Source organism: Paenibacillus sp. N3/727, assembly GCF_022637315.1.
Lineage (GTDB): Bacteria > Bacillota > Bacilli > Paenibacillales > Paenibacillaceae > Paenibacillus_AQ > Paenibacillus_AQ uliginis.
This window is the reverse complement of sequence record NZ_CP093336.1, coordinates 5,495,523-5,521,028: the sequence shown is the minus strand read 5'-3', so window position 1 is coordinate 5,521,028 and position 25,506 is coordinate 5,495,523. Positions and strand designations below refer to the sequence as shown.

Annotated in this window: 25 protein-coding genes and 1 pseudogene; 19 read left to right on the top strand and 7 right to left on the bottom strand. The window is 45.7% G+C overall.

Features of this window, described 5'->3' with window-relative positions; genetic code table 11:
* The first annotated feature begins 50 nt into the window (after positions 1-50).
* Positions 51-1,676: an ABC-F family ATP-binding cassette domain-containing protein gene (locus tag MNQ98_RS25810; protein ID WP_241930762.1), complete on the top strand. Its 1,626-nt coding sequence runs from the start codon at positions 51-53 to the stop codon at positions 1,674-1,676.
* Positions 1,677-1,847: 171 nt separating this feature from the next.
* On the opposite strand, the gene MNQ98_RS25805 is transcribed toward MNQ98_RS25810, so the two are convergent.
* A complete protein-coding gene (locus MNQ98_RS25805; protein WP_208917752.1) occupies positions 1,848-2,033 on the bottom strand; it encodes a hypothetical protein in 186 nt (61 codons plus the stop codon).
* 254 nt (positions 2,034-2,287) lie between these two features.
* On the opposite strand from MNQ98_RS25805, the gene MNQ98_RS25800 reads away from it, so the two are divergent.
* Positions 2,288-3,157, top strand: coding sequence for a cation diffusion facilitator family transporter (locus MNQ98_RS25800; protein WP_241930761.1), 870 nt, complete (start codon positions 2,288-2,290; stop codon positions 3,155-3,157).
* 56 nt (positions 3,158-3,213) lie between these two features.
* On the opposite strand, the gene MNQ98_RS25795 is transcribed toward MNQ98_RS25800, so the two are convergent.
* Positions 3,214-3,618 carry a hypothetical protein gene (locus MNQ98_RS25795; protein ID WP_241930760.1) on the bottom strand — a complete coding sequence of 135 codons (405 nt, stop codon included), beginning with the start codon at positions 3,616-3,618 and terminating at the stop codon, positions 3,214-3,216.
* A 234-nt stretch (positions 3,619-3,852) separates the two neighbouring features.
* Here MNQ98_RS25795 and MNQ98_RS25790 point away from each other — a divergent pair, with 234 nt between their 5' ends.
* Positions 3,853-4,428: a hypothetical protein gene (locus MNQ98_RS25790; protein WP_241930759.1), complete on the top strand. Its 576-nt coding sequence runs from the start codon at positions 3,853-3,855 to the stop codon at positions 4,426-4,428.
* Between the two features lie 198 nt (positions 4,429-4,626).
* On the opposite strand, the gene MNQ98_RS29960 is transcribed toward MNQ98_RS25790, so the two are convergent.
* Positions 4,627-4,833, bottom strand: a complete 207-nt coding sequence (locus tag MNQ98_RS29960; protein ID WP_481856678.1) for an IS3 family transposase — start codon at positions 4,831-4,833, stop codon at positions 4,627-4,629.
* Between the two features lie 493 nt (positions 4,834-5,326).
* Positions 5,327-5,491 carry a DUF1328 domain-containing protein gene (locus tag MNQ98_RS25785; RefSeq protein WP_208917756.1) on the bottom strand — a complete coding sequence of 55 codons (165 nt, stop codon included), beginning with the start codon at positions 5,489-5,491 and terminating at the stop codon, positions 5,327-5,329.
* 230 nt (positions 5,492-5,721) lie between these two features.
* Here MNQ98_RS25785 and MNQ98_RS25780 point away from each other — a divergent pair, with 230 nt between their 5' ends.
* The 10 genes and pseudogenes from MNQ98_RS25780 (at position 5,722) to MNQ98_RS25735 (ending at position 16,161) form a co-directional block, all read left to right on the top strand.
* Positions 5,722-6,234, top strand: coding sequence for a DUF948 domain-containing protein (locus tag MNQ98_RS25780; protein WP_241934043.1), 513 nt, complete (start codon positions 5,722-5,724; stop codon positions 6,232-6,234).
* A 60-nt stretch (positions 6,235-6,294) separates the two neighbouring features.
* Positions 6,295-6,828 carry a hypothetical protein gene (locus tag MNQ98_RS25775; RefSeq protein ID WP_241930758.1) on the top strand — a complete coding sequence of 178 codons (534 nt, stop codon included), beginning with the start codon at positions 6,295-6,297 and terminating at the stop codon, positions 6,826-6,828.
* A gap of 76 nt (positions 6,829-6,904) precedes the next feature.
* Positions 6,905-7,252 carry a YflT domain-containing protein gene (locus MNQ98_RS25770; RefSeq protein ID WP_241930757.1) on the top strand — a complete coding sequence of 116 codons (348 nt, stop codon included), beginning with the start codon at positions 6,905-6,907 and terminating at the stop codon, positions 7,250-7,252.
* Positions 7,253-7,418: 166 nt separating this feature from the next.
* Positions 7,419-8,600, top strand: a complete 1,182-nt coding sequence (locus tag MNQ98_RS25765; RefSeq protein ID WP_241930756.1) for a PP2C family protein-serine/threonine phosphatase — start codon at positions 7,419-7,421, stop codon at positions 8,598-8,600.
* The gene (locus MNQ98_RS25760) at positions 8,590-12,243 is read left to right on the top strand and encodes a response regulator (RefSeq protein WP_241930755.1); all 3,654 of its coding nucleotides are present in this window, start codon (positions 8,590-8,592) and stop codon (positions 12,241-12,243) included. Before MNQ98_RS25765 ends, MNQ98_RS25760 begins: the two co-directional genes overlap by 11 nt.
* Positions 12,244-12,307: 64 nt before the next feature.
* The gene (locus tag MNQ98_RS25755) at positions 12,308-13,177 is read left to right on the top strand and encodes a CheR family methyltransferase (protein ID WP_241930754.1); all 870 of its coding nucleotides are present in this window, start codon (positions 12,308-12,310) and stop codon (positions 13,175-13,177) included.
* 18 nt (positions 13,178-13,195) lie between these two features.
* A pseudogene (locus MNQ98_RS25750) lies at positions 13,196-14,419 on the top strand (ATP-binding response regulator); the annotation flags it as partial.
* Between the two features lie 167 nt (positions 14,420-14,586).
* Positions 14,587-14,925 (top strand): STAS domain-containing protein, encoded by a 339-nt coding sequence (locus MNQ98_RS25745; protein ID WP_241930753.1) that lies wholly within the window; start codon positions 14,587-14,589, stop codon positions 14,923-14,925.
* Between the two features lie 16 nt (positions 14,926-14,941).
* Entirely contained in the window at positions 14,942-15,394 is a 453-nt protein-coding gene (rsbW, locus tag MNQ98_RS25740; RefSeq protein ID WP_241930752.1) for an anti-sigma B factor RsbW, read from the top strand.
* The gene (locus MNQ98_RS25735) at positions 15,391-16,161 is read left to right on the top strand and encodes a sigma-70 family RNA polymerase sigma factor (RefSeq protein WP_241930751.1); all 771 of its coding nucleotides are present in this window, start codon (positions 15,391-15,393) and stop codon (positions 16,159-16,161) included. The genes rsbW and MNQ98_RS25735 overlap by 4 nt, the downstream gene beginning before the upstream one ends.
* 270 nt (positions 16,162-16,431) lie before the next feature.
* Here the strand turns inward: MNQ98_RS25735 and MNQ98_RS25730 are convergent, their stop codons facing one another.
* Both MNQ98_RS25730 and MNQ98_RS25725 read right to left on the bottom strand, forming a co-directional pair.
* A complete protein-coding gene (locus MNQ98_RS25730) occupies positions 16,432-16,893 on the bottom strand; it encodes a DUF5665 domain-containing protein (RefSeq protein ID WP_241930750.1) in 462 nt (153 codons plus the stop codon).
* A 159-nt stretch (positions 16,894-17,052) separates the two neighbouring features.
* Positions 17,053-17,436: a YtxH domain-containing protein gene (locus MNQ98_RS25725; protein WP_241930749.1), complete on the bottom strand. Its 384-nt coding sequence runs from the start codon at positions 17,434-17,436 to the stop codon at positions 17,053-17,055.
* A gap of 265 nt (positions 17,437-17,701) precedes the next feature.
* Between MNQ98_RS25725 and MNQ98_RS25720 the strand changes: the two genes are divergently transcribed.
* The gene (locus MNQ98_RS25720) at positions 17,702-18,706 is read left to right on the top strand and encodes an asparaginase (protein WP_241930748.1); all 1,005 of its coding nucleotides are present in this window, start codon (positions 17,702-17,704) and stop codon (positions 18,704-18,706) included.
* 149 nt (positions 18,707-18,855) lie between these two features.
* Here the strand turns inward: MNQ98_RS25720 and MNQ98_RS25715 are convergent, their stop codons facing one another.
* Positions 18,856-19,080: a DUF1128 domain-containing protein gene (locus MNQ98_RS25715; protein ID WP_208917768.1), complete on the bottom strand. Its 225-nt coding sequence runs from the start codon at positions 19,078-19,080 to the stop codon at positions 18,856-18,858.
* 184 nt (positions 19,081-19,264) lie between these two features.
* Here MNQ98_RS25715 and yyaC point away from each other — a divergent pair, with 184 nt between their 5' ends.
* From yyaC to MNQ98_RS25690, 5 genes are all read left to right on the top strand, one after another.
* Positions 19,265-19,804, top strand: coding sequence for a spore protease YyaC (gene yyaC / locus MNQ98_RS25710; protein ID WP_241930747.1), 540 nt, complete (start codon positions 19,265-19,267; stop codon positions 19,802-19,804).
* Positions 19,805-19,861: 57 nt separating this feature from the next.
* Positions 19,862-20,653, top strand: coding sequence for an alpha/beta fold hydrolase (locus MNQ98_RS25705; RefSeq protein ID WP_241930746.1), 792 nt, complete (start codon positions 19,862-19,864; stop codon positions 20,651-20,653).
* Between the two features lie 162 nt (positions 20,654-20,815).
* A complete protein-coding gene (locus tag MNQ98_RS25700) occupies positions 20,816-21,493 on the top strand; it encodes a DUF6483 family protein (protein ID WP_241930745.1) in 678 nt (225 codons plus the stop codon).
* 100 nt (positions 21,494-21,593) lie between these two features.
* Positions 21,594-22,769: a class I SAM-dependent methyltransferase gene (locus tag MNQ98_RS25695; RefSeq protein WP_241934042.1), complete on the top strand. Its 1,176-nt coding sequence runs from the start codon at positions 21,594-21,596 to the stop codon at positions 22,767-22,769.
* Between the two features lie 388 nt (positions 22,770-23,157).
* The gene (locus MNQ98_RS25690; protein WP_241930744.1) at positions 23,158-25,503 is read left to right on the top strand and encodes an O-antigen ligase family protein; all 2,346 of its coding nucleotides are present in this window, start codon (positions 23,158-23,160) and stop codon (positions 25,501-25,503) included.
* Positions 25,504-25,506: the final 3 nt, after the last annotated feature.

The window sequence follows — 25,506 nt, the reverse complement described above, 5'->3', positions numbered from 1 at the left end:
ATGCTATAATGTGCTGGGAAACCAATAGTATAAAAGGATGGTAATGCTTAATGATCAGTACAAGCGGGATTACGCTCCGCTATGGCAAACGAGCACTATTTGAAGATGTAAATATAAAATTCACTCCTGGCAACTGTTATGGCTTGATTGGAGCGAACGGTGCGGGTAAGTCCACTTTCTTGAAAATCTTGTCCGGTGAAATCGAACCGAACCAAGGTGAAGTTCATATGACACCGAACGAACGGATGGCTGTCCTCAAACAGAACCATTATGAGTATGATCAATATGCAGTTCTGGAGACCGTTATCATGGGTCACGCACGCCTTTACAAGATCATGAAGGAGAAGGATGCCCTTTATGCAAAAGCTGATTTTTCCGAAGAGGATGGCATGCGTGCTGGTGAGCTGGAGGGTGAATTCGCTGAGCTGAACGGTTGGGATGCTGAGCCGGATGCGGCTGCACTCCTGATCGGTCTTGGTATTTCGCGTGAACTTCATGACAAGAAAATGGCAGAACTCAGCGGTAACGAAAAGGTCCGTGTCCTTTTGGCACAAGCCCTGTTCGGCCGCCCGAACAACCTGCTGCTTGACGAGCCTACCAACCACTTGGATCTGGAGTCTATTCAATGGCTCGAGAACTTCCTGATGGATTATGAAGGCACCGTTATCGTTGTATCCCATGACCGTCACTTCCTGAATAAGGTGTGTACGCACATTGCGGATATTGATTTCGGCAAAATCCAGCTGTATGTCGGTAACTATGACTTCTGGTACGAGTCTAGTCAGCTGGTGCTTCAGCTTCAGCGTGAGTCGAACAAGAAGAAAGAAGAGAAGATCAAGGAACTCCAAGCCTTTATTCAGCGTTTCTCGGCAAATGCTTCGAAATCGAAGCAGGCGACATCCCGTAAGAAGCAGCTTGATAAGATTACGCTGGATGACCTTCGTCCGTCGAACCGTAAATATCCGTTCCTTAACTTCAAACCGGAACGTGAAGCAGGTAAGCAGCTTCTGACGGTGGACGGCATTACGAAGACGATGGAAGGCGAGAAAGTACTGGATAACGTCAGCTTTGTCGTAAACAAAGGTGACAAGATTGCTTTTGTCGGACCGAACAGTCTGCCGAAGACAACGTTGTTCCAGGTTGTTACCGGTGAAACGGAAGTGGAAGCCGGAGAATATAGCTGGGGCGTAACAACGACCCAAGCGTACTTCCCGAAAGACAACTCCGTTTATTTTGACGGTGTGGATATGAACCTGGTAGATTGGCTGCGTCAGTATTCCAACGATCAGGATGAAACGTTCCTGCGCGGTTTCCTCGGACGTATGCTGTTCTCCGGCGAGGAAGCGCTGAAGAAGGCGAGTGTTCTGTCCGGTGGTGAGAAGGTCCGCTGCATGCTGGCCAAAATGATGCTGAACGGTGCGAACGTGCTTATTTTTGATGAGCCTACGAACCACTTGGACCTCGAGTCCATCACCGCGCTGAATAACGGATTGATCGATTTCGACGGTACGATCCTATTTACATCGCATGACCATCAATTCATTCAGACCATTGCGAACCGGATCATTGAGATCACACCGAACGGAGTTATCGACCGTACGATGAGTTATGATGAATATCTGGAGAGCGAAGAGATTAAAGCCCTTCGTGAGAGCATGTATCCGGTTGAAGCTTAACTTTCTTAGATTTTAAGCGTAAACGGCTTTGCCTGTCTTTGACAGGCAAGCTTACGTTTCGCGGAGAAATCAAAGGTTAAAGTATGGTGCTGAACTTATACTTTCTTAGATTTTGAAAAAGCTGCACCCTTCGTTTGAAGGGGCAGCTTTTTTTGCATTTAAGCGGCGTTGTTACGATCCGCCGGTACGACGGCGTTGGTTGTTCGGTTTTTTGTTGTTTTGGCTCTTCATTTTTTGCGTAGTACCGGGCTGATATGAACCCTGTTTGCCAGATGAATTTTGTTGTTTCTTCTGTTCCAGCTTCTGACGGATCGCATCGGCCAGACTCACCTTGCGTGAATCGTTATTTTCCGACATGACGGCTTCCTCCTCGGATTATGAGTTGTCCTCATTTTATTCGTTTTTAAAACGTACGGCAAGGGTAACAATAAATATATTCGGTTATGGGCCTATTTTTTGCCTTAAGCAACTCTGTTTCTCTTGTCTTACAAGGTTTCTCTTGTCTCACAAGGTTTCTCTAGACCCACAAGGTATGCCTTTGCTAGGATAGGTAAGTAAGTTTTGAAGCGGCCCCTTAGTAAGAGAGAAGCAGCGAAGGAGAGACATGCACGGTGAATGTATATGATGATATAAAAAAGGGAGAGCGTGGAGCCTGGATCAGCATTGCTGCTTATCTGGTACTATCTGCGTTTAAATTAATCAGCGGTTATCTATTCGCCTCGAGCGCGTTGCTAGCTGACGGTTTTAACAACCTGACGGACATTGTGGCCTCGGTTGCTGTACTGATCGGTCTGAAGATATCACGGAAGCCTCCTGATTCAGATCATGCTTATGGGCATTTCAGAGCCGAGACGGTAGCGGCACTTATCGCCTCATTTATTATGGCGGTGGTCGGAATACAGGTGCTGGTTGAAGCGGTTAGTTCCTTTTTTGAGGGAAGCAAGGGTACACCAGACCTATGGTCAGCCGGCGTGGCAGGGTTGTGTGCTATTGCTATGTTTGGCGTTTACAAATATAACGTCAGATTGGCACGTCAGATTAACAACCAAGCGCTGATGGCTGCGGCGAAGGATAACCTTTCAGATGCAATGGTCAGTATAGGCGCAGCGATAGGTATTATTGGAGCTCAATTCGGGCTTCCTTGGCTGGATACGGTAGCGGCACTCGGAGTTGGATTGCTGATCTGCAAAACCGCGTGGGAAATCTTCCGCGATTGTACGCATAGCCTGACAGATGGATTTGATGAGCAGCGGCTTTTGGATCTCCGTAGGACCATAGCACGCACTCCCGGTGTTGAAGGAATCAAAGATGTGAAAGCCAGAATTCATGGTAATCATGTACTGGTCGATGTTGTCGTTGAGGTTGACCCGCAATTAAGCGTTATTGAGGGACACGAAATCAGCGAAACGATTGAAGAGCGGATGGTAAAATATCATAATATTATGAACGTTCATGTTCACGTGGAGCCGAAGGATCTGTAGGGTCTCATCCTACAAATAAAAAAAGGACTGCAAATGATTGCAGCCCCTTTTTGGGATTAATTATCGCCCATGAAGATCCAATATTTACCGATCCAGGTGTAAACTTCAACCCACTCACCGTCCGCAACCACTTGCGTGCTGGTCCTAGTTGAATCGATTATTTGAGGTGCCAGAACACCTTGGATGGTTCCGTTTGGCATATCATAGAAGTAAGTTTTCTCGGTGAGCTGAATGAGCTTCATAGGAATCAGCGGAAACTCTGCCGCTTTAATGGTAGGCTCTTTAAATTCAAAATAAGTTGAAGTTGTTGCAGAAACCTCAACTACCGGGGTAGTGGTTGTTGTTGTCGTAGTAGTAGTAGATTGAGTTGTTTCTACAGTTTCAACCGGATCGGCTGCTGCTATCGCCGCCATTGATAGAGTAAGGCCGAGTACTGCTGTAACGCTTAGAATTTTTTTCATGGTTTGTCTCCTCCTTGAAATTGGATGTAATATGTATCGACATTAACGATATAACCATTATAAAGGTAAAATGAACCAATTAAGAAGGAATATTTTTTAAGTCAACAAGAATTGTAAGGTTTTACATAAGCTGTTGCTTGTGAGTTACGTGACAAGGAGGACGGATTCAGCTATACTTTTGGACGAGTATTCATGATCGATTCATGCGATACATACTCGGAGGAGGGAAGCCGAATGAGTCGCCGCAAAAAGAAAGGCGGGCGGATCCTGCTTGGGCTATTAATGCTTATTATCGTCGTTGTTGGAGCAGGGATCTGGTATGTGACACCGACAAAAAACTTGGATTTAAAATATCGTTCAATCGATACGAAAGGTAAAATCATGAGCATGTTGGAAACGCGCCAACCGCAGATGGTTTTGAATAAAGACGAAGTAGCGCAGATGAGCAAGAAAAACCTGATCAAATATTTGAGCACACATGATGTCGGTGTGGATATAACAGGTGCTGATTTCCAAATGAATGGCGAAATGATGAAGGCAGAAGTGAACGGGAAGTGGGGCGTATTTCCTTTTGGAGCCACTTTGCAATTCCATATGACTTCGAACGGAAGCAAGCTTATACTGGAGCATCAATTCACGAAAATCCGTAGTGCGGACATTCCATTGTCCATCTTTAAGTTGGAACCCATTGAAATATCATTGAAGGACTATCTGCCTGACATTGTTACAGTTAAGGAAGTTGATTTTTTGGAAGAGGGCATGAAGCTGACGTTTAAGATCGATTGGTTCTCCATTCCGTCGTTATGGTGAATGCATAAAATTCTAAAAGTAGAAATGTCCCAAAAATTGATTTATAAAATTAGGAGATAGGGATATCTCTCAACCAAGCAGGCAACCCAAGGATTGAAGTGCCCCCTGTCAAGTAGACAGTGTGAAAAAACAAAAAAAGGTTAGATTATTTCCCTCAGTTCAAGTACAGAGCTGAGGGTTTATTTTCTTTTCTCATCGTTAAGCAGCTCGTCGATACTCGTTGGGAGACAAGCCATTTAATCGCTCTGTATAGCGGTAATTGTTGTAGTAGCGGATATAATTTCTCACGTCTTCGAGGACGTCATCATAGGTGTCGTGTTTCGTCAGATAAAAGCTTTCTGCCTTCAATGTACCCCAAAATCGTTCAATAGGTTGGTTATCCAGGCATCGGCTCACACGAGACATACTTTTAGCAAAACCGCACTTAACCTGAAGTCGAGTTATCATCTCACACAGTTTCGTGAGGGCATAGCCTTTCTCAGCGTGCAGTTCTTGGATAGCTTGGTACAAGTCCACATGCCGGACTAACGTTAGCGTGTATTTCGTCGCTTGATCTCTGCCAACTTTTTTGCGAGGGCGTTTTCCATTTCTAAATATTCGTTCCGTGCTTCCAGTTCTTTGATCCGAAGCTTAAGGCGTTCATGATCATCCAGCTCTTCCGCAGGCTTGTTACGGCCGCGATGGTCCTTTTACCTCTAAAGAAATTGGAATCCTTTTGGACATCATAAAAACTCCCATCATGGTAGAAGTAGAAGTTTTTGTTTTTTCTACTGTCTACTATGATGGGAGCATATCAAAATCCTCGGGCGGCCTGGTTTTTCTTTTTTCTGAGAAGTATCCTTATTTCCTTGATTTACTCTTTATATGTGTATGCGGGTAATGATTTATGCTGCCCTAGTTACATTGATCGTCTGCGTCCGGTAAAGAGAGAAATAACGAACAGTACCAGGAAAATGAAGAAGAGGACCTTTGCGATACTTACCGCAGCTTCCACGATACCGAAGAAACCAAAAATTCCTGCGATAAGTGCGATGACGAGCAATATGACAGACCATCTTAACATAATAAATCACCCTGCTTTCCGTATGAGTTTGGATTGGATGTGTATCTCTTGTCCTTCGAAGAGCTTGAGTGTTCATCCTGGCCCCTCGTAGTTCTCTTTAACCGTGACTATTTCTCTTGAAACAAAGCTGGTGATGAAACAAATCGGCCATTTGTTCTTTGTTTCGTACCGGAAGAGTGAGGGTAACTATGGAATATCGAGACAAACAAACGGAAAGTGAGGTCGTGTCTATGCTAACACAGATCAGTGTTGCGATTATCGCCATTGCCTTTGCAATCCTTGTCTTTTTTCTAATAAAGACACTAAAAGCAGCGACAAACTCTTTGGACAAGGTAACTCAGACGCTTCAGGAAGTTCAAAAGACAATTGATGAGTTGAGCTATGAAGTGAAGCAGACGATCCGCAACACGAATGATATAACTGTGGACGTCCAGCACAAGATGAAACAGATTGATCCCGTAATGGATACAGTCAAAAATCTGGGCGAAGCACTAAGCGAAGTGACCTATGCAGTGAAGCAGGTTTCTTCCGGTGTCGTCAGCCGTTATAGACAAACTAAAGTAGAGAAAAAGAAACATGAGCTGCGGCAATCCACAGTGCCGATAACGGCACAAGACCGAACGTTCCAGTCTTATGATGCTGTATATAATGAACCTAAAGCTTCGAATTCAGGCCAATGGTTGAATTATGTCGATGTGGCAGTTGGTCTTTGGAGTAAGTTCCGTCGTCAGAAAGCCCGGTAAGTCAAGCATTAGTGCTGATATAGCCGGTTGTCTGTAAGGAAAAAGAAAGGGTGAAGAATCATGTTGATTGTCGTGCTGCTGTTGATGGGTATGCTTTCGCCCTACAGTGGCGGAGCAGGTGTCCTGCCTGTTTCCGCTGCCGGAATGACTGCACCTGTAGTCCATGCCTCGATGTCCTTGAATTCTATAGTTTCTGTTCAGCAGAAAGAAGTGATTGAGGGATATGAGACTTTAAATGGAATCGACTTGACGGACCGTGCGGAAGATGTGGTTCGTAAAATGGGGGAACCGCTTGAAGTAACACATGATCCATTATTAGGAATGATCGAGTACCACTATAAGGATATGTCGGTCGGTTTCTGTGACGGGTTAACGGAGTATATTCATGTGAAGCCTTCGGCTAGATCCATCCAGGTGAATGATCAGTCCATCTTACTTACAACTGGTTACATCTCAACATCTCTCGGTGATCCTGATTTCAAGGCCGAGGATGGAGATGTGTACGTACAGGATCATCAAGTCATTAAAGTTTTTAAAGATCGAAGTTCCGGGGAAATTACCGGTGTAGATTTATTTTTCGATTATAGCGAATAACCTGTTTCAATTGTTTGAAATAAGGTTAAATAATCTAGGGCTACAAACCTAGTATATCCTATAGGAGGTATTCAATTTGGAATCTACTAATGCAAAAGCCTACGCAAAAATCGTCGAGAACGGTACTTTGGCTGTTCAGGAAATTCAAAATTTACAGACTACGGATTATATAACCGATCATATTTATGTATTGGCTCATGACTCTGATAAAACGGAGCGAATAGCACAAGCTTCGGAAGCTAAAGAAGTTGGGATAAAGGAAGAAGGCGTGTTTGACTCCATAGCGAATTTATTCCGGTCACGTGGGGATGAGCTTCGCGCCAAGATCGTTTCATTGGGATTTACAGAGGCTGAGGCAGATTTTTATGAAAAACAGCTGGACCTTGGAAAGGTTCTTGTTATTGCCAAAAAAGATCAGCCATGAGGCAGTTCCTTCGGAAGATTTCCGCGATGGGAAATAGGTCTTGAAAAATAGATAAGGAATGGGACGAAGACCGTCTCATTCCTTATCTATGTTTTTAAATAGGTGAAATATTCATGGGGTGGAGTATAGTATAATGCGCATTGAGAGCAACGTTAAGGAGAGGGTTATGAGAATACTAATTGTTGATGACAATCCGACTAACGTCATAATTATCCGAGAAATCTTAAAGAAAGAACAATATCGTGATATTGTAACGGCGTCTTCGGCCTTGGAAATGCTGGACGACCTCGGTATCGGAGAACGTACCACAGACCTCAGTCCCAAGCGTGTTGATATAGATTTAATACTGCTCGATATGATGATGCCGGAGATGGACGGGATTGAAGCCTGCCGGATCATACAACAGTACGAACATTTGAAAGATATTCCTATTATTATGGTGACAGCAGTCGGCGATTCTAAAAAGTTAGCTGAAGCTCTTGATGCTGGAGCTGTAGACTATGTAACTAAGCCTATTAACAAAGTGGAGCTTATGGCGAGAATTCGCTTGGCGCTTCGCTTGAAGCATGAGAAGGATTGGCATAAGGAGAGAGAACAGCGAATCAAGGATGAATTAACGCTGGCAGCCATGGTTCAAAATGCTGTGCTGAGTTCTCCCATTGAAGAGGAACTCTTTGAGGTTCACGCCCTGTACCAGCCATCAGCCGAGTTAGCCGGAGATTTGTATGCATGGTATCCACTGGGTGACGGCCGATATGGCATAATACTGCTTGATATGATGGGACATGGAATTTCCTCGTCTCTTTTCTGCATGTTCATTGCCTCGGTTTTGAAAGACACAGTTACCACTTATGTGGAACCTGAGAAGGTTATACAGGAATTAAACCGCAGGTTCAATCAGCTCCATCTTGGTGATCAATTGATTCAATATTATTTTACTGCTATTTACGTGGTCGTGGATACACGCATGAAGCGGGTCAATTACGTTAATGCAGGCCATCCGCCGGCGCTATTCTTTCAGAAGGACGGTTCGGTGATGACTCTGGATCAAGGCTGCTGCCCGGTAGGACTGTTTGACCGCATTGATGACATGGAACCGCGCAGCTTCTATTATGAAGGCAACGCTCATCTTGCGATGTATACGGACGGTATTTTGGAGCTTGTTGAGGGTAGCCACGAGGATAAGCTTGATTATTTGAAGCAGCATTTAGGAGGCTCCAGCGAGTGGAGAGAAGATGAAATGAAGGAACAATTTTTTATAGATAATCCTGTCGGGGAGCGTGAAGATGATAAATGCCTCGTATGGATAAAGCTTAAAGGGGGAGTGGGGGGAACGAATGAAGATTAAAAGCAAGCTGGTAGTAGGATTTACAACACTGCTTACGATTATGCTTATTTTGACTTTGATCGGATATGATCGGATCAGTTTTATGAACCAGCAGCTCGAGACGATTTATAGTGAACGCTACTTGAAAGTTCGGGATTCCAGCGCTATGCGCGGGCAAGTGAACGACATGGCCCGAGCGCTTACCAATATGATGTTGAGTGAGGAAACAGCGACCTCAGACAAGGCAAGGGTAGAAATTGAAGCCATGGATCAAAAGGTAGGCGTTTATTTTGACGGACTGATAAAAAGCATAAATGTAGCGGAAGAGCAGCAGCTACTTGATCGGATTGAAAAGGCCAGAGAACAATATGCAGGATATCAATCCAGAACATTGGAACTTTTGGCTGAAGGCAACTTAAGTGGAGCTAACTCTTACCGTATTACGACGGGTCAAGCTGTTCAGGAAGAAATGCTGGACAGTCTGAATGCACTTTCGAGCTATCAGAACGCTAAGATTAACGAAGATATAGAGGATGCCAAGACGGCTTACGAGCGCTCCATTCAGATTACGACCTTTTTTATGGCTGCAGGGCTTCTGATCGGCTTGATCGTTATTCTATGGGTGGTTCCAAGCATTACTCGTGGAATTAACGTTGTTTCCATGATGATCAAGGGCTTTGGTGAGGGCCGAATAAAAGCGGTCCGCCGGATCAAGGTCACCTCGAAGGATGAGATCGGACAAGTAGCGCAAGTTTTCAAGGAAATGGCTGAGGATATTGAAGAAAAACAGAGACTTGAGCAGACCTATCTGCAGGCTCAACGGGACCAATCCTGGATTAATTCCAACATGGCCAGAGTGACTGAACTGCTCGAAGGGATCAATTCTCTGGAAGAGGTTAGTCAACGGTTTATTAGCGAATTTACACCGGTACTGGGTGCCCGCTACGGAGTACTGTATATCCGCGAGGAAGACAAGAATCCGAATAAACTTGAAGTTAGAGGTTCCTACGCATTTGAAGGCAGTGAAAGCCCTAAACAATTCTTTGTGATTGGCGAAGGTCTTGTAGGTCAAGTGGCTCTCGACAAGAAGCCAATTTCGCTGGACAGTCCGCCGGAAGGTTATATGAAGGTTCAGTCTGGATGGGGTTCATCCAAACCAGGGGCCATCATGATTTATCCAATCATGTTCGAGAACGAAATCCTCGGCGTTGTGGAGGTAGCTTCATTCGAACAGTTTACGTCACTTCAGGAACATTTGTTGTCACAGCTAAGTCAGTCTCTTGGTATTATCCTGAATAATATCACCGGTCGTATGCGGGTAGAAGAACTGTTGCGTGAATCTCAAGCACTTACGGAAGAGCTGCAATGTCAATCGGAAGAGCTGCAGACTCAGCAGGAGGAGCTCCGCCGTTCCAATGAGAATTTGGAAGAGCAGACCGAGGTGCTTAAACGGTCCGAGGAACTGCTTCAGCGGCAGCAGGAAGAACTGGAACATTACAATACAGAACTTGTTGCTAAGACGCGGGCTCTGGAGGAACAAGTTCAGGAAGTGGAAGAGAAGAACGACGAGATTGAAAAAGCACGTGAACAGATGGAGAAACAGGCCATGCAGCTTTCTGTCACGACCAAATACAAGTCCGAGTTTATGGCCAATATGTCGCATGAGCTTCGAACACCGCTTAACAGCTTGCTAATTTTGTCTCAGCTGCTTTCCGAGAACAAGGACGGAAACTTATCTTCTAAGCAGATTGAGTATGCTCAGACGATTTATATGTCGGGTGCGGATCTACTGAAGATGATCGATGAAATCCTTGATTTATCCAAAGTGGATGCCGGCAAAATGGAAATCAACAACGAGCCTGTGCATATGACGGAAATCGAAGGATTTGTACAGCAGAACTTTGCGCCGGTCGCTTCTAAGAGAGGCGTTGACTTAAAAGTCGAAATAGAAGATGGGATTCCCGAGAGCATCGTAACTGATGGTCACAGGGTCAAACAGATTTTGCGCAACCTGTTGTCTAACGCCTTTAAATTTACAAGCAAAGGTTCTGTTAAAGTGGATATTGCTTCGGCCGATCCAGAGAAACTTCCATATTTTCTGAATTGTGAAAGCGACTATATCGTATTCTCTGTAAAAGACACGGGTATTGGTATCCCTGATGATAAAACTGACCTTATATTCGAAGCATTTCAACAGGTAGACGGAACGACGAGCCGCAAATACGGAGGAACCGGACTTGGATTGTCCATTAGCCGGGAGCTTTCCCGCCTTCTTGGCGGCGCCATTCATGTGGAGACAGAAGAGGGCAAGGGCAGTTGCTTCACGCTCTATCTGCCTAGCCGGCGAACAGAAGCTTCTGCTGAACAAGAAGCAGCCGCTACGGTGCAAACACCAGATTCCGAATTTATACTGTCCAGAAGCTTTCTGTCATCTAAGCAGACAATTAAGGCGATACGTATTGAGGACGACCGGGATCAGATTGGGCCAACGGATAAAGTGCTTTTGATTGTTGAGGACGACGACAAATTTGCTAAGATTTTGCTGGATATGGCAAGAGGTCGTGGATTTAAAGGAGTGGTTGCCCTGCAAGGTGATGTGGGTCTCAAAATGGCCCAGTCTTATCAGCCTGATGCTATCATTCTGGATATTCATCTGCCGGTAATGGACGGATGGTCAGTACTTGGGGAGCTTAAAAGCTCAGCATCGACCCGTCATATACCTGTACATGTCATATCGGTTATGGATGAAGTGAAGCAGGGCCTGATGATGGGTGCTATCGCTTATCTGAAAAAACCTTCTTCACGTGAAGCACTAGAAGGTGCCTTCTCTCATATTGAATCTTATACCGAGCAGTCCGTGAAGCATCTGCTGATCGTAGAGGATGATGACATCCAGCGGCATTCCATCATTGAGCTTATTGGTCATGATGATGTCTCGATAACCGCAGTATCGACAGGAAGGGAAGCACTTGAAGAATTGAGGAAGCAGCGTTATGACTGTATGGTACTGGACTTGATCTTAACAGATATGACCGGTTTTGAGCTGCTTGATCAGATTCGTGACGATGAGAAACTCATTGATTTGCCAATCATTATCTATACAGGTAAAGAGTTAAATAGTAAGGAAGAAACCCGCCTACGGAAATATGCGGAGTCCATCATTATTAAGGATGTGAAGTCACCGGAACGTCTGCTTGATGAGACAACGTTGTTCCTGCACCGGGTAGAGGCCAATTTGCCAGAGGATAAGCGTAAAATACTCCAGAAGTTGCATAATAAAGAAGTGCTCTTTGATGGCAAGAAAATCATGCTTGTGGATGATGACATCCGGAATGTGTTCGCCCTCTCAAGTGTGCTTGAAAGCTATAACATGGAAGTAACCTTCGCCGAGAATGGACGAGAAGCTTTAGAACTTCTTGAAGCCAACCCGGATTATGACTTGGTGCTGATGGATATGATGATGCCGGAAATGGACGGTTACGAGGCGATGCGGAGATTGCGTCAAATGCCTCAATTCGAGAAAATGCCGATCATTGCCCTCACGGCAAAAGCAATGAAAGAAGATCGAGCGAAATGTATTGAGGCAGGTGCTTCGGATTATATGAAGAAGCCGATTCAAACTGAACAACTTCTTTCGTTAATGCGCGTGTGGCTGTATTCGTAAGTGACACTTTTGGGTAATGAATAACGAATATAAAAATGGTAAGGGAGAAAGCCGGTGCAAAACAATGACATCAACTGACCATACGGACATCGAATGGAATCTGGAAGATAAGAACGACCGAGAGCTGGAACAAATCGAAATTGAGCTACTACTTCAAGGCATTCATCGATTCTATGGTTATGATTTTCGCAACTATGCTCTCCCTTCATTGAGGCGAAGAATTTGGCACCATGTTTTTGCAGAAGGGCTATCTTCCATTTCAGCTTTACAGGATAAAGTTCTGCATGAACGAGCTTGCTTTGAACGCCTCATCTATAATTTGTCCATTCCGGTTACGGAAATGTTCCGGGATCCGAATCTTTTCCTGACGTTCAGGAAAAAGTTGGTCCCGCTTCTGAGAACATACCCGTACATCCGGATTTGGCATGCCGGCTGCTCGACTGGCGAAGAGGTATACTCCATGGCAATTCTACTGCATGAGGAAGGCCTGTACGATCAGGCACGTATTTATGCAACCGACATGAATTCACGTTCGTTACAGCAGGCTAAGGAAGGCGTTTTCGATATAAAACGCATGAAACAATACACTAAAAATTACTTGGAGGCGGGCGGTACTCGCTCGTTCTCCGAATATTATACGGCTAAATACAATTCTGTTATCTTTCATCCGTTCCTGAAGAAAAATATAATTTTTGCAGAACACAATTTAGCGACAGATCGTTCCTTCAACGAATTTAATGTGATCTTTTGCAGAAATGTGATGATTTATTTTAATGATGAACTTCGCAATCACGTACATGGACTATTTCATGAGAGCTTAAGTCATTTTGGTATTCTTGTACTGGGGGCGAAAGAGTCGATCCATTTTACAAGTTACAGTGATTCGTACGAACCGCTGGACCGGGTAGAGAAGATATACCGAAAGATTAAATAGTGTTTTTAGGAGGATTCCATGGGGGTTCACGATCCGATTCATATTTTGCTGGTAGATGACCGCTCTGAGAATTTGCTTGCACTGGAAGCGGTGCTCGACAGTAAACAGTATTCGCTTGTCAAAGCAATTTCCGGGGAAGAAGCGTTAAGATATCTCTTGAAATATGAGTTCGCCGTGATTGTACTTGACGTTCAGATGCCGGGCATGGATGGAATTGAAACGGCGCGGCTAATAAAGGCGAGAGACAAGACGAAAGATATTCCTATCATATTTATTTCGGCTAACAGCAAGGAAGCGGAACATCTGTTTGCAGGGTACTCTGCCGGAGCTATTGATTATATGGTAAAGCCCTTCATCCCCCAAATTCTGAAATCTAAGATTGAGGGATTTGTGGATATGTACCTGACAAATAAAAGGCTGAAGACTCAATCCATGCTGCTTCACAAGAAGACGCAGGAGCTGGAGAAAATCAATCATGAGCTGATACAGGCCAAGGAAGCGGCAGAAATTGCGGCCAAAGCCAAGACGGAGTTTCTGGCGATGATGAGCCATGAGATTCGCACACCCATGAATGGGGTTATCGGTATGATTGATCTATTGATGGATAGCGATCTTCAGGATGAACAGAAGGAGTATGTAGATATTATCCGAAACAGCGCTGATGCGCTGGTCTCGATTATTAATGATATTTTGGACTTTACCAAAATGGAGTCAGGAAAAATGGAGCTGGAGGAGCATCCATTTGAGTTGAAATCTTGTGTGCAGGAGGTTTTTGGGCTTTTTTCGGCTGAGGCTAACAAAAAAAATCTGGAGCTTCTCTATTTCATAGAAGATCAGATCCCGCGCATGGTTTATGGCGATATGGGACGCCTGCGTCAGGTGTTAATGAACCTTGTTTCCAATGCGATTAAGTTCACTAACCAAGGCGGGGTATATTTGGTTATTTCACTGATTGAGCGAGAGGACGAAACCTTAACTCTTGATTTTAACGTAAAAGATTCAGGAATAGGCATTTCAGCGGACAAGATTGACAGGCTTTTTAAACCATTCTCACAACTGGATTCTTCCATGACCCGTAAGTATGGGGGGACTGGACTCGGTCTGGCCATCTGTAAGTCACTGGTGCAGATGATGGGTGGAGAAATCCGGGTCGAATCCACTGAAGAGATGGGGGCAACGTTTGTCTTTACCATTAAGGTTCATAAGCATGAAGAGGAAGATCAGTTGCTAGGTCGGGATAAGCTACCTTTCAAGATTCATCCCTATGCCATAGGCAAAAGTCGATAATGAACATCCACCATGCTCAATATCTCAAATGTTACTATGATGAATCTGGTTGCTGAGTTGTTTCAACACATCGAATAACGGGTTATTTGTAAGGAAAACAAATTTCGGGAGAGAGTGTGTCTATGAATACAAACAATAGTGATAAGTTTAATGCCAAGACTCACATGAACGACAGTGTATGCACAGTGTTTTTAAGCGGCGAGCTTGACTTGTCCGTTGCACCTGATTTTCGAATGGTTATGGAACCTCTTGTGAGCAATTCGGACATGGATTTGATCGTCAATTTGAAGGAAATTACATATATCGACAGTACGGGTATCGGAATTCTGTTGTCTATTTTAAAAGCAAGACATGGTATGGAAGCCCGCTTTGCCGTTGAGGAAGTTCCTCAGCAAATCCAGAAGCTGTTTGACATGACTGGTATTGCGAAGTTCTTTGCCCCCCAGGAGAATTCCCAATAGGAAAGGAAAGAAAAGAATGAATGCTGAAGTACAAAAAATAACGCTAAATTTACCTGCCAATGCGGAGTATGTTGATATTGTTCGATTGAATCTTTACGGAATAGCTTCCAAAATGGGCTTCACTTATGAAGAGATTGAAGATATGAAGGTAGCTGTATCAGAAGCATGCAATAACTCCGTTTTATACGCTTATGGACAAGAGGGCGGAATGGTGGAAGTCGTGTATGAAATCACTAGTGAATCATTATCCATCACAGTCAGAGACGAAGGGGAGAGTTTCGAGAGTGATGATAATGCAGACGGTCGTGGAACCCTCCATGATAAAGAGCTCAGCGAAGTCCAGATTGGAGGCCTCGGTTTTTATTTGATGGAGGCGCTCATGGATGAAGTGAGTGTGATGAATCAGAGAGGAAAGGGTACACAAGTTATTCTTACCAAACGGCTTGCGAAAAGCGAGGAGCCTGTATGAGCGATAAAGTGACTCCCCCAGAGTCCAGAGATGAAGCGATTCGTCTGATTAGGGAATATCAACAGACGAAGGATAACGAAATCGCTACCGTCTTAATTCAAAAATATGAACCGATGGTTAAAATGGCTGCGGGTAAAATTGCCCGTAATCGTCCTGACCTTTACGAAGATTTATATCAGGTGGGGCAGATGTCCCTGATCCGGTTGCTTCAGCAGTATGATATCAGTCTAGGAATTCCATTTGAGCCGTACGCGATGAAGAGTATGATCGGTCATATGAAAAACTTTTTACGCGATAAATCCTGGTATATTCAGGTTCCTCGTCGGATTAAAGAAAAGGGCGCACTTGTTCAGCAGGCTATCGATGAATTGATGATGAAGCTGGAACGATCGCCTGATGTTAATGAGATTGCGGAATACTTGGATCTGACAGTTGAGGAAACCGTAGAAGTTCTGGCCGGCCGTGAATGCTATCATTATGTATCATTGGATTCTCCATTATCTCAAGAAGAAACGGGTGCTACGCTCGGTGAACTTATCAGCTCTGATGTGAACGACTTTGATTCTGTTGAGAAGCGAATGGATTTACAGCAGGCATTAAGTCAGTTGAAGGAGCAGGAGCAGAAAGTGCTGCTCTTGGCATTCCAGGACGGACAATCCCAGCGCGCCATTGCGCAGAAGCTCGGTGTTTCACAGATGAGTGTATCCCGTATCCAGAAGAGAGCAACAGAGAAATTGAAACAAATCATGTCTAATTCATCGTATTGATATGGACAAGCTTCTCTGTATCCGGTGTGAGGACTGGTCTACATAAGGGCACGCTATTCCTAGGAGAGGGATATGCGTGCTTTTTTAATAGAGATAATAAAGTATAAACATCGGAGTGAACTGCAACCTTATCTCGCAAGAAAAACTACCGCTAAGTGCGGTCTGTTTTCTTTGAGGTACGTCGATAGACGTTTTTCTTATAGTACATATAATGGAGCATAAAGAAGTCCGAGCTCGTTAGAAGGAGTCCGGACTTCTTTATGCTAAACACTACTTGGATTTATTAATATAGCCTTGTAATTCCGCAATATAATCACCAATAAGCGGCATATCCACGAAAAGGCTTAAGATGTAACCGAGCAAACCAAGAACAACGAAAGTCCCAATCGTCATGCCGAGGCCGCGGGAGAGGCCGGCTGTAAAGTTGGTAATCATTCGTTTTTTCGGGTTCATGTAGTTCTCCACAATGTCTATAAAGTCTAATCTTTCAAGGAAATCAGCAATTTTATCCAATCGGCTGTTCAGTCTCTTGATTTCATGTCTCAATTGAAAGGGATGTTCGTCCACATCATAAACGCTACGCTTCTGCAGTTGTTGGTCTGACCGTCCGCGTTTCTCCAATACCCGGTCACGCTTCTGTTCACGTGAACGGTCCCGTTCCCGCGAACGTTCATGACGCTCCAATCGATCAAAAGTCCTCGGACTGCCGTTATAAGGATTTGCTTTACTCATGTCATATCCCCGCCTTCCTAAAAGGGAAGCACACGGCTTCCTATAATTAAAGTTACGGCAATTTTTCACGTAGGCACAAAGTATTTGGGACTTAAATAAAAAAGCCAGCTATTGTCAGCTGGCTATTACTTCTATCGCGGCTTTAGTATCTCGTCGACTTCATCTAACGTCAGAGGAAGCATCTTTCGCCACGTTTTTGACGTCTTCAGAAGCAGTCGCTACTTCATCCGTCACATCCATCGAAGCCTGTTTAACGCTCGACATGATGTTACCACGGCTTTCATTTACAGTTGTCATGACGTCGGAAGCCTTGCTGCTTACTGTTTTGGCAAGCTCAGTAGCCTTATCGCCGACAACGCCTGCAACCTCTTTGGTTTTATCTGTAACCAGCGTGATTTTGTCTGAAAGCTCCCCACGAAGTTCTCGGCCAGGCTTCGGTGCAAACAGTAGAGCTGCTGCAGCGCCGACCAATGCACCAATAAAAGCACCCTTAAAGAAAGTTGATCCACTCTGTATCGGATGTTCTTGTTCTGTATGATTCATGAACATTCACTCCTTTAGATTAATATAATTCAGTATCTCTAATCTGTTAGGATTAGGTATGGCTTGCTTATCTGGTATTTAAACGTGAAGGAAGACGGTGAAACAAGAAATGTCAGATATAGAGAAAGTGATGTCTATATTAGAGTATAATTGCCTGCTGATATGTACTCCTTTTTGTACTATAATTATTAAGCTACGTTTAACTTAAATCTTGTCCTATGGTATGGGCAATAATATATGGATTAGTATAGAAGGAGAGAACATCATGGAAACTGTTCTGGTTAAGGAATATCGTGCGGACGTCATGGAGTGCTCCCACAGTGGACATATATGTATCGTAAACGATGAGGGAAAGGTTAAGGCGTTTGCCGGCGACCCGCATTATGTCACATTCACCCGTTCTTCTGCGAAACCCTTGCAGGCTATTCCGGCCATACGTGCGCATTTAGCAGACCGTTATCATCTGACGGATCAGGAAATTGCCATTATGACTGCATCTCACCGAGGGGAACATGAACACCAAGAGACGCTAATCTCTATAATGGACAAGACGGGAATCGGAGAAAGCCGACTTGTATGTGCCTCGAGTTATCCGCTCGATGGTGAAACGAGAGATTCTCTAATCCGCAGTGGAGGAAATAAAAATAAGATTTATCATAACTGTTCAGGAAAACATTTGGGTCTGCTTGCTTATAGTCAGATGAGGGGACTTCCCCTTGCAGGGTACGAGGACCCCAATCATCCTGTACAGCAGGAAATTCTGAGCACCATAGCGTATATGTGTGGTCTGTCGAAGGATGAAATCATACTCGGTACAGACGGTTGTGGTCTTCCGGTATTTGCATTACCCTTGCAAGCATTGGCTACTGCTTATATGAAACTGGCTTGTCCTGACCGGATAGAGGACGAACCGACTCGAAGCGCGGTTGAAAAGATTGTACAGACGATGAACTCCCATCCCTTTATGGTGGCGGGGAGCGGAAGAGTGGATACTCTGCTGCTTCAGGATCAAAATATCGTTGCCAAAGGCGGTTTCAAAGGAGTTTACTGTTTTGGCCTGAAAAAGGAGAGACTCGGCATTACCTTCAAAATATTGGATGGCTCGGAAGAAGAGTGGGGGTACATTGTGGAGTCTATCCTTGATCAACTCGGTTACGACAACCGGGCCACAATTGATTCTTTAAGAAAAGTTTTTACGAAAGATCTGTACAATGATGGGGGTAAAAAGGTAGGCCGAGCGGAAACAGCATTCACTTTAAATTACGTTTGATCGAAGAGGTTATCTTCAAAGGAAACAGCGATGAAGAAACAGAATTTATCGTTATTGATATGCCTTAAGAAATGATACTTAAAGCCCCCATACGTCTCTCTGTAGTAGGAGAGTCGTGTGGGGGCTTTTTAGTAATGACAAAGACGTGATCAATTTCCACGCAGGCGTCCCAACTCGGATACGAGCGCTTCAACTTCGGATATACTCAATGTGTTCTTGCTCATAACCATATCATACAAATCACGGATATCTTCATATTGATCCTTGGAGAAGGCCGAGGCCTGCATAGCAGCCGCTGAAGCCATGCGTAGCTTTAATTTGATTTGTTCGATCATATACTCAATGTTTTCCTGAGATTTCTCATTTAGATCCATGATTGGCACCATTCCTCTCACTTGATAACGGGTTTACGTCCTGTATTGTACCATGTTGCTGCCAGACGAACCAATGTTTTTGCCACAGTGCTCCGGTTAGGGTAAAATCAGGGAAACTACGGATTCGCAGATTATAGTGAGATTCGCAGCAAACACAACATATATAACGTGAAGGGGGAAGGCAATGGGCGATTATGTGGGTTTTCAACAGGCTCCGCCTGTGACGAAAACCAAATTGTCGGGAGAGCAACTGCAAAGTTTTTTTACAGGCATTTCTCAGCAGCATTCAATGGACCAAGTTACATTTTTATGTATCGGGACTGACCGTTCAACAGGTGATGCGCTAGGACCACTGACAGGAAGCAGACTGCTAGAATATGGATTTCCTCACGTTATCGGCACACTTTCCGACCCTTGTGACGCTTGTAATCTGGAGACCAAGCTGCAGGACATTCCGAAAGGGAGTACTATAATTGCGATTGATGCTTGCTTGGGCCAGTCTTCCTCCGTTAGCTTTTTCTTTGGATCTGCAGGTCCGATCCATCCAGCCCAGTCTGTGGGCAAGCCGCTTCCTTCGGTTGGTCACTACAGTATAGCTGCGGTTGTTAATGTACAGGGGCCTAAGCCTTACTGGACTTTGCAGGTTACCTCTCTTCATCTGGTTATGACAATGGCCGAAGAAATTGCACATGCTGCCGCATCCGCCTTTGGCCTTAGTACTTGAGACAGGCGTTTCAGCAGGGTTAACGAAGTGCCTATCTATAGAAAGAAGGGTTTCGTAATGGAAAAAGTAAAATGCAACGGCAATACGATATGTTATCTGGAACAGGGACACGGAGAGCCGGTTATTTTGCTTCATGGTTATTGCGGAAGCTCTTCTTACTGGGAACAGGTACTGCCATATTTGAACGGTTACCGGGTCATTGTACCGGATCTTCGAGGTCATGGACGTTCTGACGCACCGGTGGGACCTTATACCATTGAACAAATGGCTGATGACGTACTGCTGCTGATGGATGAGCTGGATATTCAGAAGTCAACGCTGCTTGGACATTCGCTTGGTGGATACATTACGTTGTCATTTGTTCAGCGATACACTTCGCGGTTGAATGCGTGTGGCCTGATTCACTCTACAGGTTACCCGGATTCGGATGAAGCCAAGGAGAAGAGAGTGAAGGCAGTAAGCGTCATTCAGGGAGAAGGAATCACAAACTTTGTGGACGGGCTCATTCCTGGCTTATTTGCTCCCGAAATGGAGAATAGAAAACCGGAATGCATTCAGAAAGCGAAAGAAATCGGATATTTAACGCCACCGCAAGGAGCTATCGGCGCAGCGCTTGCGATGCGTGAGCGGCCTGACCGGAGGGATGTACTTTCTTCAACAACACTCCCTGTTCTGCTTGTTGCAGGAGAGAAAGACGGCCTCATACCGTCAGAGCGTGTCTTTACAACAGACCACTCGAACGTAACCCAGAGTGTAATCAAAGAAGCGGGTCATATGAGTATGATGGAAGAACCAGAGGAGCTGGGGAAAGTCATTCATTCATTTTTAGATCATGTTCATTCGTCTTAAACATCATATAATCACGGATTAAAGAGCTATAGCCGGAGGAGAAAAGCCTCTGGCTTTTTCGTGGTAATGAAGGGGAATTGCTGGTACTGGTAAAATGATGGGCGATCTTTTACAATCTATCTAGATTGAAATAACAGATTAGTCAAGAAATGGGGAAGCGGAATGTATCGGAAAGATTATCTCCTCCGTCTTGTGGAGGAAATGACGCAGATGATATCCAAAGTATTTGGCTTAAAGCAGCAGAAAAAGCATAACGAGGCTCTTTTGGAAATTAACGAAATGCTGAGCCGCCAATTTCCTCTAAATTCTAAATTGTTGAAATCATTGTCAGCAGAGGATATCGTTCAGCTGTTCCGCAGCGGTGGGATCGTTGAGGCCGATAAGCTGCAAAGTGCGGCAAGGCTGTTGGAGGAAGAAGCTGATATTTATCTGGATATGGATCGGCTGGAGGATGGGAATACTCTGTTGGTAAAGGTTCTTCATTTATACTTATCCGCTTCTATGCATGGTGGAGATCGACATTTGCTGGACATGCCGCGCCGGATCAATGAACTTCTGGAACGTGTACGCCCCCATGGTTTGCCTGACGAGACAGAACGCCTTTTATTTACTTACACGGAAAGAGAAGGTGAATATGCGGCAGCGGAGGACAGCCTCTACCGGCTTCTGCAACGAGAAGCGGCAGATTATCGGGAGGGAAGGCTTTTTTATGAACGTCTTCTGGCCGTAGATAAGGATGAGTTGGAACGGGGAAGACTTCCTATAACGGAAGTTCAGGAAGGACTTGAAGAACTGAAACTGCGTTATTCTCATGTAACGAAGTCCCAGAACCCCTATTAATGCTTCTCTGCATTCAAGTCACCTGATTGGGCAGCATTGACCGGAGATGTTATCATAAATAATGTGGTTTAACGGGCTGCAAATACAACATGAAAGTGAGATGTACGTTTTGGATGCACTGCGTAAACTTGTTCACCAAATCATTGATAACACATCATTGATTACGGCCACCCTCAGCCAGCTGCGTAAGCGGGAAGGGGTTTCTTATACGAAGGTGACGGTCAAACCCGTCGAATTGAAAAACAAGCTTCATTATCAGTTTGCCTATTTTTCTGGAAACAAGGTGACACATCAGAACGTGCCCTCCGATGAAGCGGAGGCTGCTCTGATCAAGCTTTTGGAAGAGACGTTTCGTCAAGCGATTATCTGTACACCGGAAGCAGACTACCAAGTGCTTATATCCAAAAAGTACAAGGTATCCATTCTGACCAAGTCTCCAACTAAAACTCAAAGTGACTTGGCCCACAATCGTAAAAAAACGTATGTGCTTGAAGAAGGTACACCTGTTCCATTTTTGGTGGAGCTCGGTATTATGAACGATGAGGGTAAAGTTTTTGCTCGGAAATACGATAAGTTTAAGCAGATCAATCGTTTTCTGGAAATGGTAGAAGATGTACTCCCTCATCTGCCAGAAGATCGGCCGCTCACCATTGTTGATTTTGGCTGTGGTAAATCGTATCTGACGTTTGCACTTTATCATTATTTGGCGGTCACCGCGCGAAGATCGCTGAAAATCGTCGGATTGGATCTAAAGGCGGACGTTATCGAACACTGCAGTTTGCTGGCGAAAAAACTGAATTATTCGCAACTGCGGTTTCTTGTCGGCGACATTGCGGATTATGATGAATTAGAGCAGGTTGATATGGTAGTAACGCTTCACGCCTGTGACACGGCAACGGATGCCGCCTTGGAAAAAGCAGTCCGCTGGGGTGCATCTGTTATTTTATCGGTACCTTGCTGTCAGCATGAGTTGTTCTCCCAGGTGGACAGTCCTGTGATGGAGCCGCTCCTGTCGCATGGAATTTTGAAGGAACGTTTCTCGGCGCTCGCAACAGATGGTATTCGTGCCAAGCTGCTTGATTTGATGGGATATCGTACTCAACTGCTGGAGTTCATTGATTTGGAGCATACTCCGAAGAACATTTTGATTCGTGCGGTCAAGGGAACAGCCGGAGATAAAAACAAGCTGTGGCAGGAATATACGGCGTTTAGAGACTTCCTTAGTGCCTCGCCGTATTTGGAGAATGCATGCCGGGATTTGCTACCGAAGTCTTGATAGGAATAAGCTCACGTACAATACTGATAGCTTAAGCGGTCCGGCCTTGGAGTGTAAGCTCCAAAGGTGCGAGCCGTTTTTTCGTATGATCAGGTCAGCCAGAGATTTCTGGTTGGCCTATTTTTTGTGGTCGCCCCCTGTTAAGCAACGCCACACCAGCTTTGGTAAATTCGTCTGACAAGTACGGTGGTTTGCACAAATAGATGTTTAGGGAATACATTGTTTGCTGCTCGACCACAATGGGGAGGTATCCCACTTTCCTTAACGGGGTTTGGGATAAGGACACGGTAAGAAACCGAACAGGATTCTTATCTGCTTCATTCGAATAACCCGGGGAAAGGGCGAAAGGGTAATGACAAACCTCCTTGTTCGACGGTGTGGAATAATAATGCTGATACTAGTAATGGGTATGTCCAGCCTGAGAGCAGGTCTGTTTTTTGATGAGGATTTACATGGAGTAAGTATCATGTGGGGAATATCCTGCATGCTGTTGACTGCTGGATATGTGCTTACCGGCAATAAGCCCCGCTTCTTGATGCAGCACAAAAACCCCCTCTTTCCCCTTCTAGTGTGCGTTGGTGGAATAGTAATCATCTATATATGGCATGGGATGAACGGTTCGATATCCGCAGAGGGTACAGGAAATGAGATCATACGCTGGGGCTTGTTCGGATCGGTTGGAACTGCTCTCTGGATGGCTAGCAGAGAGCAGGAAGGAGGAAGAATGCTGCGTTTGGTGTGGCATATGACGGGGTTAATTCTATGCGGCAGCGCTCTGCTGGCCGTATATGGATTGGTGGATTTGCCGCACGCGTTCTTTCGTTCGGCTAATCTTGAGGCAAGTGCAACCGGCGCGAGGCTGGGTGGCCTGCTGCAATACCCGAACACGTTCGGGGCAGTGATGGCCGCATTTCTCCTCGAGCGGCTGTTTGCACTGCCCGCCGCGCTCCGGGGGCGGGCAAGCCCGCTTCGCACCGCGGCAGCACTGCTGCCGCTCGCGCCCTACACCGCCGCGCTGCTCCTGACGGAGTCGCGCGGTGCCTGGCTTGCGGCGCTACTAGCGTGCGCGGCCGGTCTGGCCGCAGAGCGGCGCTGGGTAGCGCCGCTCTTGGCGGCAAGTGCCGCGCCCGTCGCAGGCGCGGCACTGCTCTATCGCCAGCTGGCTGATGCCCAGCTGGCTCCGGCAGTGCTGCCCGGCCTGCTATGGCTGGCCGGGCTTTGGGCCGGCAGCGTGCTCGCCGGCCTGCTGCTGTGGCGGGGGCTGCGCAGCTATCCCGGCCCAGCCCCTGTCTCTGCCCCCGACACCATCGCCGGCCGGCCTCATGACAAAGCACTTAACCTGCCATCCGTCATCATCCAGGGCACTGCCCCCGATCAGGTTCTCGTCCCCGCCGACAGACTGTCCAACGATACCGCTCAAGGCACCGTAACCGACACTACCACCAGCACGTCTCTTGGCAATGGCTGCGGCGCTGCATCCGGTATCATCTCCGTCCCGGCTTCTGTCACTGGCTATCGTCAGCTGATTGTAATAATCATGTCATCCGCTCTCTATGTCATTGCTTTTGCAACGGTTCTATCACGTGTAAAGGCCCGCCTCGTTGGCGGAGCAGAGACGATGAGTGCCCGTCAATTGATGTACCACGATGCGTGGGGGTTGTTCTCATCAGCGCCTTGGCTTGGACGCGGTGGTGACACATGGCGACTTTCATACCGCTCCATTCAATCACAGCCTTACGTCGGGGCTGAAGTGCACAGCGGATACATCGATTTGCTGCTAAATACCGGAGTGATTGGTTCACTTATGGTATTCATTTTATTGCTGATGTCGGCAATTCGATTAAGAACAACTTGTCCGTCTTTGGTGCCTTCTCTATCCGTTCTGATGATTCACAGCATCATTGACTTTGATTGGAGTTTTGGACTGGTGTGGCTTCTTATACTTTGGCTGGCAGCGATGGGATCGGGGCAGACCAGCAGAGATGCCTCACAAGCAGCAGTCTTGAAACGTACGACGGAAGTATCCCGTACATCCCGTTTTCGTCTGATCTCCTTTATCCGAAAATTCCGTTTGCACCATGTTCTCTTTTTAACAGGTATGGTATGTCTAACGGCATGGACGGCTCTTGCTTCATCCTATTGGATAGGAAACCGCTATTACGAACAGGCGCTATACACAGCAAATAGGGAAGAACGCAAGCAGCTTCTGAAGACTTCGATACGCTGGAACCCTGCTTCACCAGAAGCAGCTGTACTGCTCGCAGAGCTGCTGCCTCCGAAGGAAGCGGCTGACCTGCTGAATCGAAGTCTCGTCCGCTCACCGGGACATCCGGCACTCACTTGGCAGATGGCCGAATTACACGCGATGAGCGGAAATTCCAGACAGGCGGCTGTATGGTATAAGATCAGTATAGACAGAGATCGTCATCATACGGTGAAGCAGACTCGAGCGATTCTCTCCCTGGCTCAAATGGCCCGAAACCAGTGGGCCTCGGGAAAAAACAGAGCTGCTATACACACGGCTTATTCCGCTTTGGAGATTTACGATTTGTATCGACAATCGGTAGAAGTGATGGTAAGAAATCCTCTTGTCAGAAATGATAGGGATTTCAGAATGACGATTCAAGCCGAGCAGGAAGGAAGGAAATTGAAGCAACGGATTGCGGAATCCAATCTTCGAATAAACGCTAACGCGATGGACATTCCCGTACTGCTCACGCCCAATACGAGATGATAA